The 16,801-nt window shown below is 64.4% G+C and carries 11 protein-coding genes and 2 rRNA genes; 12 read left to right on the forward strand and 1 reads right to left on the reverse strand.

The genetic code is table 11. The annotated features are described in order from the left end of the window. Window positions 1–144 precede the first annotated feature (144 nt). From N2L00_RS05800 to N2L00_RS05855, 12 genes are all read left to right on the forward strand, one after another. Window positions 145–3,278 (forward strand): 23S ribosomal RNA (locus N2L00_RS05800). 282 nt (window positions 3,279–3,560) lie between these two features. Further along, window positions 3,561–3,677, forward strand: a 5S ribosomal RNA gene (rrf, locus tag N2L00_RS05805). A 331-nt stretch (window positions 3,678–4,008) separates the two neighbouring features. Then, a complete protein-coding gene (locus N2L00_RS05810; protein WP_255863296.1) occupies window positions 4,009–6,216 on the forward strand; it encodes a hypothetical protein in 2,208 nt (735 codons plus the stop codon). Next, a complete protein-coding gene (locus N2L00_RS05815) occupies window positions 6,209–7,207 on the forward strand; it encodes an HAD-IIA family hydrolase (protein ID WP_255863295.1) in 999 nt (332 codons plus the stop codon). Before N2L00_RS05810 ends, N2L00_RS05815 begins: the two co-directional genes overlap by 8 nt. Window positions 7,208–7,281: 74 nt before the next feature. After that, complete coding sequence (locus tag N2L00_RS05820; RefSeq protein ID WP_255765762.1) at window positions 7,282–7,506, forward strand: hypothetical protein; 225 nt, start codon at window positions 7,282–7,284, stop codon at window positions 7,504–7,506. A gap of 2 nt (window positions 7,507–7,508) precedes the next feature. Then, entirely contained in the window at window positions 7,509–8,381 is an 873-nt protein-coding gene (locus tag N2L00_RS05825) for a TlyA family RNA methyltransferase (protein WP_255863294.1), read from the forward strand. A 54-nt stretch (window positions 8,382–8,435) separates the two neighbouring features. Beyond that, a complete protein-coding gene (locus N2L00_RS05830; RefSeq protein WP_255765764.1) occupies window positions 8,436–9,479 on the forward strand; it encodes an NAD kinase in 1,044 nt (347 codons plus the stop codon). Continuing rightward, a complete protein-coding gene (recN, locus tag N2L00_RS05835) occupies window positions 9,476–11,197 on the forward strand; it encodes a DNA repair protein RecN (protein ID WP_255765765.1) in 1,722 nt (573 codons plus the stop codon). The genes N2L00_RS05830 and recN overlap by 4 nt, the downstream gene beginning before the upstream one ends. Before the next feature lie 46 nt (window positions 11,198–11,243). Next, the gene (locus N2L00_RS05840) at window positions 11,244–12,938 is read left to right on the forward strand and encodes a CTP synthase (protein WP_308036363.1); all 1,695 of its coding nucleotides are present in this window, start codon (window positions 11,244–11,246) and stop codon (window positions 12,936–12,938) included. A 2-nt stretch (window positions 12,939–12,940) separates the two neighbouring features. Continuing rightward, window positions 12,941–13,603: an NUDIX hydrolase gene (locus N2L00_RS05845; RefSeq protein ID WP_255863293.1), complete on the forward strand. Its 663-nt coding sequence runs from the start codon at window positions 12,941–12,943 to the stop codon at window positions 13,601–13,603. Window positions 13,604–13,905: 302 nt separating this feature from the next. Then, window positions 13,906–14,868 carry a site-specific tyrosine recombinase XerD gene (gene xerD / locus N2L00_RS05850; RefSeq protein WP_227922815.1) on the forward strand — a complete coding sequence of 321 codons (963 nt, stop codon included), beginning with the start codon at window positions 13,906–13,908 and terminating at the stop codon, window positions 14,866–14,868. Next, window positions 14,868–15,350 carry an 8-oxo-dGTP diphosphatase gene (locus tag N2L00_RS05855; protein ID WP_255765766.1) on the forward strand — a complete coding sequence of 161 codons (483 nt, stop codon included), beginning with the start codon at window positions 14,868–14,870 and terminating at the stop codon, window positions 15,348–15,350. Before xerD ends, N2L00_RS05855 begins: the two co-directional genes overlap by 1 nt. Before the next feature lie 295 nt (window positions 15,351–15,645). Here N2L00_RS05855 and N2L00_RS05860 read toward each other — a convergent pair whose 3' ends face one another. Continuing rightward, window positions 15,646–16,779, reverse strand: coding sequence for a bifunctional 2-methylcitrate synthase/citrate synthase (locus N2L00_RS05860; protein ID WP_255765767.1), 1,134 nt, complete (start codon window positions 16,777–16,779; stop codon window positions 15,646–15,648). Window positions 16,780–16,801: the final 22 nt, after the last annotated feature.

Genomic DNA, 16,801 nt, shown 5'->3' on the forward strand with positions numbered 1-16,801 from the left:
TGTTGTTTGAGAACTACATAGTGGACGCGAGCATCTTAAAATATTAAGTGCAATTTCAGAAAAACCTGGTAGATCCGGGTGCCTGTCAAAGGGTGCCTGGTGAGACCGTGGTTTTCTCGATAGCGATAATAAATTGATCTTTGTGGTCAAGTTTTTAAGGGCACACGGTGGATGCCTTGGCATCAGGAGCCGAAGAAGGACGTAGGAATCTGCGATAAGCCTGGGGGAGTTGATAACCGAACTTTGATCCCAGGATGTCCGAATGGGGAAACCCCGCCCGGCGCGCGAGTGACCGGGTGACCCGCATCTGAACACATAGGGTGCGTGGAGGGAACGTGGGGAAGTGAAACATCTCAGTACCCACAGGAAGAGAAAACAACAGTGATTCCGTTAGTAGTGGCGAGCGAACGCGGAAGAGGCTAAACCAGTGGTGTGTGATAGCCGGCGGGCGTTGCATCACTGGGGTTGCGGGACTTTCCGTACCGATTCTGCCGGATCGGTGAAGTGAGTGCAGATGTATAGGTGAACCGGTTTGAAAGCCGGGCCGTAGAGGGTGTTAGCCCCGTAACCGGAATGCATGCTGCCGCTTGGAGAGGATCCCAAGTAGCACGGGGCCCGAGAAATCCCGTGCGAATCTGCCAGGACCACCTGGTAAGCCTAAATACTCCCTGATGACCGATAGCGGACAAGTACCGTGAGGGAAAGGTGAAAAGTACCCCGGGAGGGGAGTGAAATAGTACCTGAAACCGTGTGCCTACAAACCGTTGGAGCAGCTCTGATTGCTGTGACAGCGTGCCTTTTGAAGAATGAGCCTGCGAGTTAGTGTTACGTCGCGAGGTTAACCCGTGAGGGGAAGCCGTAGCGAAAGCGAGTCTGAATAGGGCGATGCAGTGGCGTGATCTAGACCCGAAGCGGAGTGATCTACCCATGGCCAGGTTGAAGCGACGGTAAGACGTCGTGGAGGACCGAACCCACTTCAGTTGAAAATGGAGGGGATGAGCTGTGGGTAGGGGTGAAAGGCCAATCAAACTCCGTGATAGCTGGTTCTCCCCGAAATGCATTTAGGTGCAGCGTTGCGTGTTTCTTACCGGAGGTAGAGCTACTGGATGGCTAATGGGCCCTACAAGGTTACTGACGTCAGCCAAACTCCGAATGCCGGTAAGTGAGAGCGCAGCAGTGAGACTGTGGGGGATAAGCTTCATAGTCGAGAGGGAAACAGCCCAGACCACCAACTAAGGCCCCTAAGCGTGTGCTAAGTGGGAAAGGATGTGGAGTTGCCCAGACAACCAGGAGGTTGGCTTAGAAGCAGCCACCCTTGAAAGAGTGCGTAATAGCTCACTGGTCAAGTGATTCCGCGCCGACAATGTAGCGGGGCTCAAGTACACCGCCGAAGTTGTGGATTTCAGATATAGATAAGCCTTCGTGGTTCAGTCGTCTGGAGTGGTAGGGGAGCGTCGTGTGGGCAGTGAAGCTGCGGTGTAAACCAGTGGTGGAGCCTACACGAGTGAGAATGCAGGCATGAGTAGCGAAAGACGGGTGAGAAACCCGTCCGCCGAATGATCAAGGGTTCCAGGGTCAAGCTAATCTGCCCTGGGTAAGTCGGGACCTAAGGCGAGGCCGACAGGCGTAGTCGATGGACAACGGGTTGATATTCCCGTACCGGCGAAGAACCGCCCATACCAAGCAGGGGACACTAACCGTCCGGAGCCTGCCCGATCACCCTTGTGGTGTGAGGGTTTTGGCCGAGCACGGGACCTGATCCTGGGAGGTAAGCGTATTAACAGGTGTGACGCAGGAAGGTAGCCGGGCCAGGCGATGGTAGACCTGGTCTAAGGACGTAGGGTCCGTGATAGGTAAATCCGTCACGGTGTCTTTGATGACGAACCTGAGATCCGACGGGACCCCCTCACGGGGGGATCCGGTGATCCTATGCTGCCTAGAAAAGCATCGGCGCGAGGTTCCAGCCGCCCGTACCCCAAACCGACACAGGTGATCAGGTAGAGAATACTAAGGCGATCGAGAGAATTATGGTTAAGGAACTCGGCAAAATGCCCCCGTAACTTCGGGAGAAGGGGGGCCCCAACCTTGATGGACACTTGCTGTCCGGAGGGGATCGGGGCCGCAGAGACCAGGGGGAAGCGACTGTTTACTAAAAACACAGGTCCGTGCGAAGTCGCAAGACGATGTATACGGACTGACTCCTGCCCGGTGCTGGAAGGTTAAGAGGACCGGTTAGCCCTTACGGGCGAAGCTGGGAATTTAAGCCCCAGTAAACGGCGGTGGTAACTATAACCATCCTAAGGTAGCGAAATTCCTTGTCGGGTAAGTTCCGACCTGCACGAATGGAGTAACGACTTCCCCGCTGTCTCAACCATAAACTCGGCGAAATTGCAGTACGAGTAAAGATGCTCGTTACGCGCAGCAGGACGGAAAGACCCCGAGACCTTTACTATAGTTTGGTATTGGTGTTCGGTGTGGCTTGTGTAGGATAGGTGGGAGACTGTGAGACCCGGACGCCAGTTCGGGTGGAGTCATCGTTGAAATACCACTCTGGTCATACTGGATATCTAACTTCGGCCCGTAATCCGGGTCAGGGACAGTGCCTGATGGGTAGTTTAACTGGGGCGGTTGCCTCCTAAAGAGTAACGGAGGCGCCCAAAGGTTCCCTCAGCCTGGTTGGCAATCAGGTGTCGAGTGTAAGTGCACAAGGGAGCTTGACTGTGAGAGAGACATCTCGAGCAGGGACGAAAGTCGGGACTAGTGATCCGGCGGTACATTGTGGAATGGCCGTCGCTCAACGGATAAAAGGTACCTCGGGATAACAGGCTGATCTTGCCCAAGAGTCCATATCGACGGCATGGTTTGGCACCTCGATGTCGGCTCGTCGCATCCTGGGGCTGGAGTAGGTCCCAAGGGTTGGGCTGTTCGCCCATTAAAGCGGTACGCGAGCTGGGTTTAGAACGTCGTGAGACAGTTCGGTCCCTATCCGCTGCGCGCGCAGGAAATTTGAGAAGGGCTGTCCTTAGTACGAGAGGACCGGGACGGACGAACCTCTGGTGTGTCAGTTGTACTGCCAAGTGCACCGCTGATTAGCTACGTTCGGATGGGATAACCGCTGAAAGCATCTAAGCGGGAAGCCCGCTTCGAGATGAGATTTCCATACACCTTGTGTGTGAGAGGCCCCCAGCCAGACCACTGGGTTGATAGGCCGGATGTGGAAGCGGGGACTAAAGACCCGTGAAGCTGACCGGTACTAATAGGCCGATAACTTACACCACACCAGCACCTGGACGGACACGACTTCAAACGGTCCGTCAAAGTATAAAGGGTGTTGTAGATCATGCTGCTTGCGTCCACTATGTGGTTCCCGGACAACAACCGTTGGTTGTTGCACCAGGAACGAAGACCGAATCACGCCTCCTTGTCCGGGGGGCGGGTTCACCAATATTTACCGCACTGCCGGCACCCCTCCTTGCGAGGTGGTTTCGGGACGTGTTGTAACCATTGTTTTCCCCACGCATGCCCTGTTGGTTTCGGGTGTGTGGTGCGGGTGGAAGGGTTACGGCGGTCATAGCGTGGGGGAAACGCCCGGTCCCATTCCGAACCCGGAAGCTAAGACCCACAGCGCCGATGGTACTGCATCCGGGAGGATGTGGGAGAGTAGGTCACCGCCGGACAATATTTGAATACAGGTTGAGCCCGTACCAGTGCTGGTACGGGCTCTTCCTTGTTTAACCCGCGGAAACTGTCCGGTAGGCCGAAAGCGGCGGCGCCGGCGTCGTGCTCCGTACCTGGACCGTGGATGCCCGGGGCCCGTGGGTGTCGAGACTCACTGTCCAACGGGGCTTCAATGTGGCCGGCGGAATCGGCGCCAGGCAGCACACTGGACTAGAATTACCCAGAGGCATGATGGCCTCCCATAACTTTTACATCTTCATTACAGGTACATAGTGACGAGCGACTGCAGTAATTCCGTTGGTCGGCTCACGACGAGAGGAACTCAGCAGCATGTCAGAGCAAGATAACAGGGATCAGCGGGGCAGCGACGCAGCCCGCAACAGCAGCTCGTCAGACCGGCGCGATGACCGCGGCCGTCCCGCCACGAATGACCGTAACGCGCCCAAGCGCTTTGAAGATCGCAAGCCGTCGTTCGGCGGCCGTCCCGCACGCGACGGCGAACGCAAGTCTTTCGGCGACCGCGGAGCAGCCGGCAAGTCGTATTCGAAGGATCGCAAGCCGTCCTTCGGCGATCGTCCCGCACGAAGCGGCGATGACCGCCGTCCCGCACGCGACGGTGAGCGTAAGCCGTTCTCTGAGCGCAGCGGTGAGCGTAAGCCCTTCGGCGACCGCAGCGACCGCAAGCCGTCGTTCGGCGGCGACGATCGCCGTCCTGCCCGTGATTCCGAAGGCCGGACCCCCTTCAGCGATCGTTCTGACCGGAATGACCGTGCCAGCCGGGGGAGTGATGACCGTCGTCCGCCGCGTGATGGCGAGCGTAAGTCCTTTGGTGATCGTGGGGAGCGTAAGCCGTTCTCGCGCGATGATCGTCCGCAGCGTGACAGCCGTCCGCCCCGTGATGGCGAGCGGAAGCCGTTCGGCGACCGCGGAGACCGCAAGCCCTCGTTCGGCGACCGTAAGCCGTCATTCGGCGGCGATGACCGTCGTCCGCCCCGTGACGGTGAGCGTAAGCCGTTCTCCCGTGATTCCCGTCCGCCGCGTGATGGCGAGCGTAAGTCCTTCGGCGACCGCGGCGATCGCAAGCCGTTCTCGCGTGATGATCGTCCCCAGCGCGCTTCCCGTCCGCCCCGCGACGGTGAGCGGAAGCCTTTCGCTGACCGCGGCGATCGTCCGCAGCGTGACAGCCGTCCGCCGCGTGACGGTGAGCGTCGTTCCTTTGGTGATCGCGGTCCGTCCGCTGAGCGTAAGCCGTTCGGCGACCGCGGCGACCGCAAGCCGTCATTCGGAGGCGATGACCGTCGTCCGCCCCGTGACGGTGAGCGTAAGCCGTTCTCCCGTGATTCCCGTCCGCCCCGTGATGGCGAGCGTAAGTCCTTCGGCGACCGCGGCGACCGCAAGCCGTTCTCGCGCGATGATCGTCCGCAGCGTGACAGCCGTCCGCCCCGCGACGGTGAGCGGAAGCCTTTCGGCGACCGCCCCTCACACGGTTCCGACCGTCCGTCGTTCCGCCGTGATGACGCCCCGGCAGCACCTCGTCCCCGTAACGCCAAGGACCTGCGCAGCGCCAACCGGCCCGACCGTGAACGCTCACCGGAAATCGATGAGGACGTTACAGGGCAGGAGCTGGACAAGGTCACCCGTGCCCAGCTGCGCAACCTGGAGGAAGTAAACAGCGAGTGGGTCGCCAAGCACCTGGTGATGGCCGGCCGCTTGATCGACGACGAGCCTGAGCTGGCTTTCCAGCATGCACTGGCCGCCAGCCGACGCGGCGGACGCATGGCAGTGGTCCGCGAAGCTGTCGGCCTGACCGCCTATGCAGCCGAGCACTTCGGTGAAGCCCTGCGCGAGTTCCGCACCTACCGCCGGATCAGCGGCTCCAATGCCTATCTGCCGATGATGGCCGACTGCGAACGCGGTCTGGGTCACCCGGAAAAGGCACTGGACATGGCCCGGTCCGACGACGCCAAGGACCTGGACGCCGCCGGCCAGGTAGACCTCGCCATCGTCGTCTCGGGTGCCCGGATGGACATGGGCCAGTTCGACGCAGCTGTTGCCGCACTGGAGATCCCGCAGCTGGACCGCAACCGGGCCTTCTCCTACAGCCCCCGGCTGTTCCGTGCCTACGCCGACGCCCTGGAGGTTGCCGGCCGCAACGAAGAAGCACAGAAGTGGCAGAAGCAGGCCTTGCGGGCTGACGAAGCCCTGGGCTTCGGCGACTTTGCAGAGCCGGAAATCTTCGACCTGGTACCTGAGGAAGAAGAACGCCCCAAGCGCCGTCCCGAGGCCCGCGAGGACCGCTCCGGTGCCTACTTCGCACCGGCCGAAGAAGCCCCGAAGGACAACCTCGACCCGTCCGACGACATCGACGCGCTGCCCAGCGACGAGCAGGAAAACCTGCTCACCGAGGACAGCGACGTCAATGACGACGGCGAGGCCGTGGAAGTCGTAGTCTCGGACTTCGATTACGACGACGATGAGGACGAGGAAACCCCTCGTGAAGACGCCGACGAGACGGAGCAGCAGCGCACTGATGGCTAATCCTTCACTGGTCTCCGGTTACGACGCGGTCTTTTCCGATCTGGACGGCGTGGTCTACGCCGGACCGCACGCGATTCCGGGGGCCGTGGAGGCCCTCGGCAGGCTGGCCGATGAGTCGGTCCAGCTTGCCTACATCACCAACAACGCATCGCGCTCCTCGGAAACCGTTGCCGCCCACCTGCGCGAACTCGGAGCACCCGCTACTGCGGAAAATGTGTTCGGATCCGCGCAAGCAGGCGCGGAGCTCCTGGCAACCAAGGTTGCCCCGGGAGCCAGGGTCCTGGTCACCGGCAGCGCGACCCTGGCCGCTGCCGTCGACGCAGTGGGCATGGTGCGCGTTGCCTCAGCCGATGACGCTCCCGACGCCGTGATCCAGGGGTTCGATCCCTCCTTGGGGTGGGCCGACCTGGCCGAGGCTGCCTTCGCCGTTGGACGCGGAGCTGTCTGGGTGGCCACGAACACGGATCTGTCCATCCCGCAGGCCCGCGGCATTGCGCCCGGCAACGGGACACTGGTGGCCGCCGTCGGCGCCGCCACGGGTCGGGTACCTTTCGTTGCCGGCAAGCCTGAAGCCCCGCTGTTTACGACGGCGGCCCGCCACCTGGACGTTCACCGCCCGCTGGTGGTGGGGGACCGGCTGGACACGGACATCCTGGGCGGCACCAACGCCGGTTTTGATACCGCGCTGGTACTCACCGGCGTCGACACCCCGCTGACGGCGCTGGCCGCACGGACACCGGAACGGCCGGTGTACCTTATTGAGAACCTCGAGGCGCTGTTTGAACCGTATCCAGCACCCGTCTTGGAGAGCGGGCAGTACCGCTGCGGCGCAGCTGCCGCCTGGGTGGAGGACACCGCTTTGGTGATTACAGGCGACTCCTCCGACCTGGACAGCTGGCGCGCCGGCTGTGCCGCCTGGTGGGCCGCCTTCCCGGAGCTGGAATCGGCCCGGGCACCCGAGATCCGCTGGACTGTCACCGCACGCGGCTAGGCTTCCTAGAGAAGTTCCGTTCATCATTTACGCATTCAAAATGCATCCAGCATGCAACAGCAGGAGGAAGACCGATGCCTGAATCCCAGCCGTCAAAGCCATGGCCGCAGACACCGGTCTCCACGGACGACGACGCCGTCGATTCCGTTCTTGACGCACTCGATCCGCTGGGTGCCCAGCCCGTGGCCGGCCACGCGGCGGTCTACCGGGAGCTGCACGATGCCCTGCTCACTGAGCTGAACACTGAACCCCCGGCGGCGCCGCCGGCGCCCGGCGCGCACCTCGGGACAGCAGGCTAGGCATGCCCAGGCTCGACCAGGAACTCGTCACCCGGGGACTCGCCCGCTCCCGGACCCAGGCGGCCAAGCTGATTGCCGCAGGGCGGGTGCTGCGCGCCGGGAAGCCTGCCGTCAAACCGTCTGCAGCGGTGGATGCCGGCGAACGCCTTGTAGTGCTCGACGACGGTCTGCCGGACTACGTCAGCCGCGCCGGGCACAAGCTGGCCGGCGCCCTTGCCGCCTTCCCTGCCGTGCAGCCGCACGGACTGCGCTGCCTGGATGCCGGTGCCTCCACCGGAGGCTTCACCGACGTCCTGCTTCGCTCCGGCGCCGCACACGTGGCCGCCGTCGACGTCGGGCACGGACAGCTGGTGGAACCGCTTCGGCAGGATCCCCGGGTCAGTGTCTACGAGGGTATGAATGTCCGCTACCTCAATCCGGCGGACATCGGGGGAACCGTAGACCTCACGGTGGCGGATCTGTCGTTCATCTCCCTGACGATGGTCGTTGGACCGTTGGCGGCCGCCACCCGCCCCGGGGGAAGCCTGCTGCTGATGGTGAAACCCCAGTTCGAGGTGGGGCGTGAGAGGCTGGACCGGACGGGAGTAGTCACCGATCCGCTCCAGCACCGCTCGGCCGTAACGTCCGTAGCGGCGGCTGCGCTCGGTGCGGGGTTGGAAATCGCGGGCATTGCACCGAGCCCGCTTCCCGGCCAGAACGGCAACGTGGAGTTCTTTATGTGGCTGCAGGTGCCCCGGCAGCACTCCGCCTCCACAGCTGACCAAACCGCGGGAAGTCCACAAGGCGCCGGCCCGTCGCCGGCCGCTGCGGCCGCTGAACTGGTAGATACGGCGTTTGCCGGGTTTGCGGAGCGGAAGCCCGCCGTAGAAGACTGACGGATGGGCATGCCTCAGGCATTCACCCGTAGGACGAAGAGGACGAAGAGGGACATGAGCAGACGCATACTGGTTTTGGCCCATACCGGACGGCGGGCCGCCATGACCGCTGCCCAGGAAGCCTGCACCCAGCTTCATTCCTCCGGACTCGTTCCGGTGATGCGGCGCAGCGACCTTGAAGACATCCAGGCCGAATACGGAGTGCTCACCGCCCCCACGGAAATCCTCGACGAGGATGTTGCACTGGACGACGTGGACCTGGGTATGGTGCTCGGAGGTGACGGGACCATCCTGCGTGCCGCCGAACTGGTCCGCGGAACCAGCGTGCCCCTTCTGGGCGTCAACCTCGGACACGTAGGCTTCCTGGCCGAAAGCGAGCGTGCGGACCTCGCCCAGACCGTCCACTGGGTGGTGGAGCGTGCCTACACGGTTGAAGAACGCATGACCATTGACGTCAAGGTCTGGTTCGGCGGAGAACTCATCGCCCGGACGTGGGCGCTGAACGAGGCTGCAGTGGAAAAGGCCGACCGCCAGCGCATGCTCGAAGTGGTTATTGAAGTGGACGCCCGCCCCATCAGTTCCTTCGGATGCGACGGTGTCGTGCTGGCCACGCCCACCGGCTCCACCGCCTACGCCTTCTCCGCCGGCGGCCCCGTGGTCTGGCCCGAGGTCGAAGCCCTGCTGCTGGCACCCATCAGCGCACACGCCCTGTTCGCCAAGCCGCTGGTAGTTTCGCCGGCGTCCGTGCTGGCAGTGGAGATCCTGACCCGTACCGACGCTGCCGGAGTGCTCTGGTGCGACGGCCGGCGCAGCGTCGATCTGCCGCCGGGAGCACGCGTGGAAGTGACCCGGTCCAAGACGCCCGTCCGTCTGGCACGCACGCATCTCACCCCGTTCTCGGAGCGGTTGGTTCGTAAGTTCCAGCTGCCTACCCACGGATGGCGGGGACCTGCACCGGTCCCCGCCGCCGGGACCCAGCTCAGCCCTGCAGCAGGCCAGGCGGATCCTCGCGGGAACCCAGCCGACGGCGGCGCAGCACACGACCGGCCGGCGGCCAGGGACGCAGCAGTTTCGGACAGCGGAGGCATTGTCGAATGATTGAGGAAATCCGGATCCGGGACCTCGGTGTCATCACCGACGCCACCCTGGACCTAGGCCCGGGCTTTACGGTGGTGACCGGTGAGACCGGCGCCGGCAAGACCATGGTCATCACCGCGCTGGGACTGCTCCTGGGTGCGCGGTCCGACGCCGGTGCCGTGCGCATCGGTGCCAAGTCCGCCGTCGCCGAGGCGCTCGTGCATGTGGATCCGCAGAGCCCTGCGGCCGTCCGCGCAGCCGAGGCGGGAGCCGAACTCGAAGAGTACGACGGCGCCGCCGAACTTACGCTGGTCCGTACCGTCAACGCCGACGGCCGCAGCCGTGCACATGTGGGCGGACGGTCGGCTCCGGTGGGCGTGCTGGCGGAAGTCGGAGAGCACCTGGTGGTGGTCCACGGACAGACCGACCAGCTGCGCCTGAAGAGCGCGGCAGCCCAGCGCGAGGCGCTGGACAAGTACGCCGGTTCCCCGCTTGCCGCCGAACTCGGCACCTACCGCGAGGACTACGCCCGCTGGCGGACCGCGGCAAAGGAACTCGCGGAACTGCGGGACCAGGCCCGGGACCGGCTGCGCGAAGCCGAATACCTGACCGCCGCGCTGGAGGAAATCGAAGCGGTGGATCCGCAGCCGGGGGAGGACGATTCCCTCAAGGCGGAGGCCATGCGCCTGAGCAACCTCGAGGAACTGCGCACCGCCGCGGTGAGCGCCCACGCGGCCCTGATCGCCGACGATTTTGCCGACGGCGGCGACGCCACGTCGCTGGTGGACGCCGCCAAGCGGCAGCTGGAGTCGGCAGGGGAGCACGATCCGGCCCTGGCCGCTTCCGGACAGCGCCTGGCCGAGGTGGGCTATATCCTGGCCGACATCGCCACCGAGCTTGCCAGCTACGGAGCTTCACTGGACTCCGAGGGACCGGAACGGCTGGCCGAGGTGGAGTCCCGCCGGGCGGAACTGGCAGGACTGGTCCGCAAATACGCCCCCTCGATCGACGGGGTCCTGGAGTGGAGCGGCGAAAGCGCCAAACGCCTCGCCGAACTCAGCTCCGACGATTCCCGGATCGAAGCCCTCGAAGCGGAGATCGGTGCCCTGGGCGAACGCCTGGCAACCCGCGGTGCGGCCCTGACCAAACTGCGGACCGAGGCGGCCGCGGAACTCGCCCAGCGGGTCAGTGACGAGCTCACGGCCCTGGCGATGAAGGACGCCAACCTGGTCATCGAGGTGGAACCCACGGGGGAGCCGGGACCGCACGGTGCCGACAGCATTTCCTTCCTGCTCGCACCGCATCCCGGTGCCCCGGCCCGCCCGCTGGGGAAGGGTGCCTCGGGCGGTGAACTCTCCCGCGTAATGCTGGCGATCGAAGTGGTCCTGGCCGCGGTGGACCCGGTCCCCACCTTCATCTTCGACGAAGTGGACGCAGGCGTCGGCGGCAAGGCGGCGGTCGAAATCGGCCGCCGGCTGGCCATGCTGGCGAAGCATGTGCAGGTGATCGTCGTGACCCACCTTCCGCAGGTGGCCGCGTTCGCCGATCATCACATCCGCGTGATCAAGACCTCCACGGCAACCGACGACGGTTCAGGCGTCACCGCCAGCGACGTCCGGGTGCTGGGCCAGGAGGAGCGGATCAAGGAACTCGCCCGGATGCTAGCCGGGCAGGAAGATTCGGCGTCGGCCCGTGCCCACGCCGAGGAACTGTTGGATTCGGCGGGACATCTTCAGTGATGTCCCGCAGGAATCCAGACACAGGTCAAACTCGAAACGACAAAAGGTGATAGGCTCGAACTCCGTGGTGCAGCGATCAAATTCCAGGTTTCCCAAGTCGTCTTCTACGACCAAACACATCTTCGTCACCGGTGGCGTGGCGTCCTCACTTGGCAAGGGACTGACAGCGTCAAGTCTCGGCCATCTGTTGAGGTCGCGCGGCATAGCGGTGACCATGCAGAAGCTCGATCCGTATTTGAATGTGGATCCGGGCACAATGAACCCCTTCCAGCACGGCGAAGTCTTCGTGACCGACGACGGTGCCGAGACCGACCTCGACATCGGACACTACGAGCGGTTCCTTGACGAGAGCCTTGACGGCTCCGCCAACGTAACCACCGGCCAGGTGTACTCGACGGTCATCGCCAAGGAGCGCCGCGGCGAATACCTCGGCGACACGGTCCAGGTCATTCCTCATATCACCGACGAGATCAAGCGCCGGATGCGCCTGCCCTCCGAGGCGAAGAAGACCCCCGACGTCATCATCACCGAAATCGGCGGCACGGTAGGCGACATCGAGTCCCAGCCGTTCCTGGAAGCGGCCCGCCAGGTCCGCCAGGACATCGGCCGCAGCAACGTCTTCTTCCTGCATGTTTCCCTCGTGCCGTACATCGGCCCGTCGCAGGAACTGAAGACCAAGCCGACCCAGCACTCCGTGGCCGCCCTTCGGTCCATCGGCATCCAGCCGGACGCGATTGTCATCCGTTCCGACCGCCCGGTGCCCGATGCCATGCGCAACAAGATCGGCCGCATGTGCGACGTCGATGTTGATGCCGTCATCGGCTGCCCGGATGCCCCGAGCATCTACGACATCCCCAAGACCCTCCACTCCCAGGGCCTGGACGCGTACATCGTCCAGCACCTGGACCTGAAGTTCAAGGACGTCAACTGGACCAAGTGGGACCGCCTGCTTGAATCCGTGCACAACCCGAAGCACCACGTGGACATTGCCCTCGTGGGCAAGTACGTGGACCTGCCGGACGCCTACCTGTCGGTTACCGAAGCACTGCGTGCCGGCGGCTTCGCCAACAAGGCCAAGGTCAATATCCGCTGGGTACCCTCGGATGACTGCGACACCCCCGAAGGTGCAGCCAAGGCCCTGGCCGGCGCGGACGCCATCTGCGTTCCCGGCGGCTTCGGCATCCGCGGCCTCGAGGGCAAGCTCGGCGCCCTGACCTACGCCCGGGAGAACAAGCTTCCGACGCTGGGCCTGTGCCTTGGCCTGCAGTGCATGGTCATTGAATACGCCCGCAACGTGGTCGGCCTGGAAGGCGCTTCCTCCTCCGAGTTCGAACCGGATACCCAGTACCCGGTGATCGCCACCATGGCCGAGCAGAAGGACATTGTTGCCGGCGGCGGCGACATGGGCGGCACCATGCGCCTGGGCCTGTGGGACGCGAAGCTGGAACCGGAATCCGTGGTTGCCAAGACCTACGGCAAGACGGAGGTGGCCGAGCGCCACCGCCACCGCTACGAGGTCAACAACCAGTACCGCGACCAGATTGCCGACGCCGGCCTGGTGTTCTCCGGAACCACCACCGACGGCGGCCTGGTGGAGTTCGTCGAGCTTCCGGCCGACGTGCACCCGTACTACGTGTCCACGCAGGCACACCCGGAGCTCAGCTCCCGTCCGACGCGTCCGCATCCGCTGTTCGCCGGACTCGTCAAGGCTGCCCTGGCCCACCAGAGCGGCAAGGCCTAGCCATGGCACAGGGGTTCGCCGACGAACAAAGCCCGCGCCCGCTGCTGGAATCGGAAACGGTTTACAGCGGTCCGGTGTGGGACGTGGTCAAGGAGAAATTCCTCCTGACCGACGACGGCGAACCCCTGGTCCGTGACTACATCGCCCACCCGGGCGCGGTGGCCATCCTCGCCATGAACGACGCCGGGCAGGTGCTGCTGATCAACCAGTACCGGCACCCGGTGCGGATGACCCTGTGGGAAATCCCGGCCGGGCTGCTGGACGTGGACGGTGAAGACTTCCAGGTCGGCGCCGCACGCGAACTGGCCGAGGAAGCAGACCTGGAAGCCTCCGAATGGCAGGTCCTCACGGACCTGTTCCTCTCACCCGGTTCCTCCCGGGAAGCCCTGCGCATCTACCTGGCCCGCGGTATCTCCGAGGTACCGGAGGCGCAGCGGCACACCAGGACCCACGAGGAAGCCGAAATCACTACCGCATGGGTGGATTTGGATGAGGCCGTGCAGGCAGCCCTGCAGGGACGCATGCACAGCCCATCCGCGGTGGCCGCCGTCCTGGCCGCCGCCGTCGCCCGCGGCAACGGGTACCGCGACCTGCGCCCCGCCGACGCCCCGTGGCCCGAACACCACTCGCAGCACTCCTCCTGGGCCAACGGCCCCGTGCGCTAGGAACCACAATGCCCGGCGCTGATGCTGATGCCAGCTCTACGAATAACGACACCGTTGCCATTCGCCTGCACGGATCCCTGAACCCCACCCTCAAGCTGGACCTTGAATCGGAAGAAGCACGCAGGCTGCGGGACGCAGACCTGGCCGAGCTGGACCGCACCGGTTCCATGCAGGCGCTGCCCCGGAACCCGGCGGCACCGGAGCCCGGGACCGATGCCGAACCAAACCCGGCGCCCGCCCGCAGGGTCGCAGCGAAATCCGCACCCAAGCCTGCCACCCAGGCACGCTCCCGGGCCGCAACGATGATTTCGGCGGCCGAGGAACTGCGCTCCACACCGGCCGGCAGGGCCATCGGCAGCTATCTGCAGCACATGGCTGTTGAACGCGGCCTGGCGGTCAATACCCTCGATGCCTACCGCCGGGACCTGCTGCGGTACGCCCGCTTCCTGAGCGCCCGGGGCGTGGAGGATATTTCCCGGATCTCCCGCCACGACGTGACAGCGTTTGCCCAGTCGATTTCCGAAGGCTCCGACGGTGCCTCCGCACTGAGCGTCCGTTCTGCCGCCCGCACCATCGTGGCGGTGCGCGGACTGCACCGGTTCTGGGCGCTCGAAGGCATGACCGCCGCCGATCCCGCGTCGGACGTACATCCGCCCATGCCGGGCAAGCGCCTGCCCAAAGCGATCAGCGTCAACGAGGTCACGCGCATCCTGGAGGCTGTCAGCCTTGATACGCCCTCCGGGCTGCGGGACCGTGCCCTGCTGGAGTTCCTGTACTCCACCGGAGCGCGCATCAGCGAGGCCGTGGGCCTGGATGTCGATGACCTGTCGCTGGAGCGTATCCCGGCCAAGGGCCCGGATGTCGTGCGGCTGTTCGGCAAGGGGTCCAAGGAACGGCTGGTTCCGCTCGGTTCCTATGCTGCCCGTGCCCTGGACGAGTACCTGGTGCGCGGACGCCCGGCGGCCTCGGCCAAGGGCAAGGGCACGCCTGCCCTGTTCCTGAACGCCCGCGGCGGACGGCTGTCCCGGCAAAGCGCCTGGACCATCCTGAAGAACGCCGCCGAGAAGGCCGATATCGGCCGGGATGTTTCGCCGCACACCCTGCGGCATTCGTTCGCCACGCACCTGCTCGAAGGCGGTGCGGATGTCCGCGTGGTCCAGGAGCTGCTCGGCCATGCCTCGGTGACCACCACACAGGTCTACACGCTGGTGACGGCGGAAACACTGCGCGAGGTCTACGCCGCAGCCCACCCGCGGGCACTGTAGTGGAGTTCCGTGCCTCGCCGGTGGTCCTGTGTTTCCTGTTCCGGGAGACGCCCCACGGCCGTCAGGTGCTGATGGGATTGAAAAAGACCGGTTTCGGCCTCGGCCGGGTCGTCACGCTGGGCGGTCATATCGAAGCCGGGGAAACCCCGGAGCAGGCCGCCGTGCGTGAGGTGGAGGAAGAGTCCGGCGTCATAGTCGCGGAGAATGATCTGGCACGGGCCGGCACCATCGAGTGGATCTTTCCCGCACAGCCCGGCCTGGACATGTCCACCGTGCTCTTCCGGGCACACCGCTGGGACGGCGAACCGGGGGAGACAGACGAGATCCTTCCGGCCTGGTATCCGGCCGGGGAAATGCCCTACGCCAAGATGTGGCCGGATTCGGCCCACTGGATGCCCCGCCTTCTGGCCGGCGAATATTTCAACGCCGTCATCACCATCGCGGACGACAACGTCAACGTTTCGAGTGTCGTCTTTTCCTAGGCAACGACATAACACCGTCGCGAAAAAGCGGGGTCTGGAGGGGCTCGGACTCGGAGATGGCACCGGGCCCAGGGATGCGGCGGCGTTCGGGAGGCACCGGGGAGGCAACGTGACCCCTGGTGAGGCGCCCGATGCGGCCACAGGGGACCCCGGATAAGGCGGCTTTAATATTCTCCGCGAGCTCTGCGAGCGGGGAATTTCGTTGCCGCCGTTCCGGGGCCCCCGGTGGTGCCCCGGTGGTGCCCCGACGGGACCCGGGGACCCGGGGACCCGGGGCCCCGGAAGGGCCTAAACCCTACGGCAGGTGCCGCTCCTCGGCCCCGTTGTATTCGCTCAGCGGGCGGATCAGGGAGTTGGCTTCGAGCTGCTCCATGATGTGCGCCGTCCACCCGGTGATCCGTGCGGCCACGAACAGCGGTGTGAACGTGAGGGTGTCGAAGCCCATCAGGTGGTAGACCGGGCCGGCCGGGTAGTCCAGGTTCGGCATGATGTTCTTGCGCTCACCCATGGCCGATTCCAGTGCCGTGTACAGGTCGCCCATGTCCGGACGGTCGTAGTACTTGACCATGTTGTCCAGGGCGGCCTTCATGGTCGGCACCCGGGAGTCGCCGTTCTTGTAGACCCGGTGGCCGAAGCCCATGATCTTCTTCTTCTCCGCCAGCGCCTCGTCCAGCCAGGCAGCCGCGTGGGCCGCGACGTCGCCGTCGGCAGCGCTCTCGGTGATCTCCGCGAACGTGTGCATGACTGCTTCGTTGGCGCCGCCGTGCAGCGGGCCCTTGAGTGCGCCGATGGCACCGGTTACGGCCGAGTGCAGGTCCGAAAGCGTGGAGGTGATGACGCGGGCGGTGAAGGTGGACGCGTTGAAGGAGTGCTCCGCGTACAGGATCATCGAAACGTTGAAGGCTTCCACCACCTCGGGGGCTGCTTCCTCGCCGAAGGTCATCCAGAGGAAGTTCGCGGAGTAGTCCAGGTCGTCGCGCGGTTCCACGACGTCCTCGCCGCGGCGGCGGCGCTGGTCATAGGCGACGACGGCGGGCATCCCCGCGAAGAGGCTCACGGCCTTGTCCATGTTGGCCTGGACGGAGGAATCCCCGGCCTGCTCGTGGGACGCGCCCAGCACGGACGCTGCGGTACGGCAGACGTCCATCGGGTGGCAGGTCACGGGCAGCGCGTCAATGACGGCCTTCAGTTCGGGGGTGAGGGCGCGCTGGCTGCGTTCCCCTTTGGTGAATTCGGCCAGCTGTGCCTCGGTGGGAAGCTCGCCGTTCCACAGCAGATAGGCCACCTCTTCGAAACTGCACCGGGCGGCGAGTTCCTGGACGGGATAGCCGCGGTACAGCAGGGAATTGGTTTCCGGGTTGACCTTGGAAACGCGGGTGGTGTCTACGAGTACCCCCGCCAGGCCCTTGTGGATCTGGGTGTCTGTCATTGGTGCTGACTCCTTCGTCGTG

This window comes from Arthrobacter sp. zg-Y1171 (genome assembly GCF_025244845.1).
Classification (GTDB): Bacteria; Actinomycetota; Actinomycetes; order Actinomycetales; family Micrococcaceae; genus Arthrobacter_B.

Excerpts from the sequence above, each read along its gene's own strand:
- N2L00_RS05820 (WP_255765762.1), top strand. The coding sequence starts at position 7,282 with ATGCCTGAATCCCAGCCGTCAAAGCCATGGCCGCAGACACCGGTCTCC.
- N2L00_RS05830 (WP_255765764.1), top strand. The coding sequence starts at position 8,436 with ATGAGCAGACGCATACTGGTTTTGGCCCATACCGGACGGCGGGCCGCC.
- N2L00_RS05825 (WP_255863294.1), top strand. The coding sequence starts at position 7,509 with ATGCCCAGGCTCGACCAGGAACTCGTCACCCGGGGACTCGCCCGCTCC.
- N2L00_RS05845 (WP_255863293.1), top strand. The coding sequence starts at position 12,941 with ATGGCACAGGGGTTCGCCGACGAACAAAGCCCGCGCCCGCTGCTGGAA.
- N2L00_RS05860 (WP_255765767.1), bottom strand. The coding sequence starts at position 16,779 with ATGACAGACACCCAGATCCACAAGGGCCTGGCGGGGGTACTCGTAGAC.
- xerD (WP_227922815.1), top strand. The coding sequence starts at position 13,906 with ATGATTTCGGCGGCCGAGGAACTGCGCTCCACACCGGCCGGCAGGGCC.
- recN (WP_255765765.1), top strand. The coding sequence starts at position 9,476 with ATGATTGAGGAAATCCGGATCCGGGACCTCGGTGTCATCACCGACGCC.
- N2L00_RS05815 (WP_255863295.1), top strand. The coding sequence starts at position 6,209 with ATGGCTAATCCTTCACTGGTCTCCGGTTACGACGCGGTCTTTTCCGAT.
- N2L00_RS05810 (WP_255863296.1), top strand. The coding sequence starts at position 4,009 with ATGTCAGAGCAAGATAACAGGGATCAGCGGGGCAGCGACGCAGCCCGC.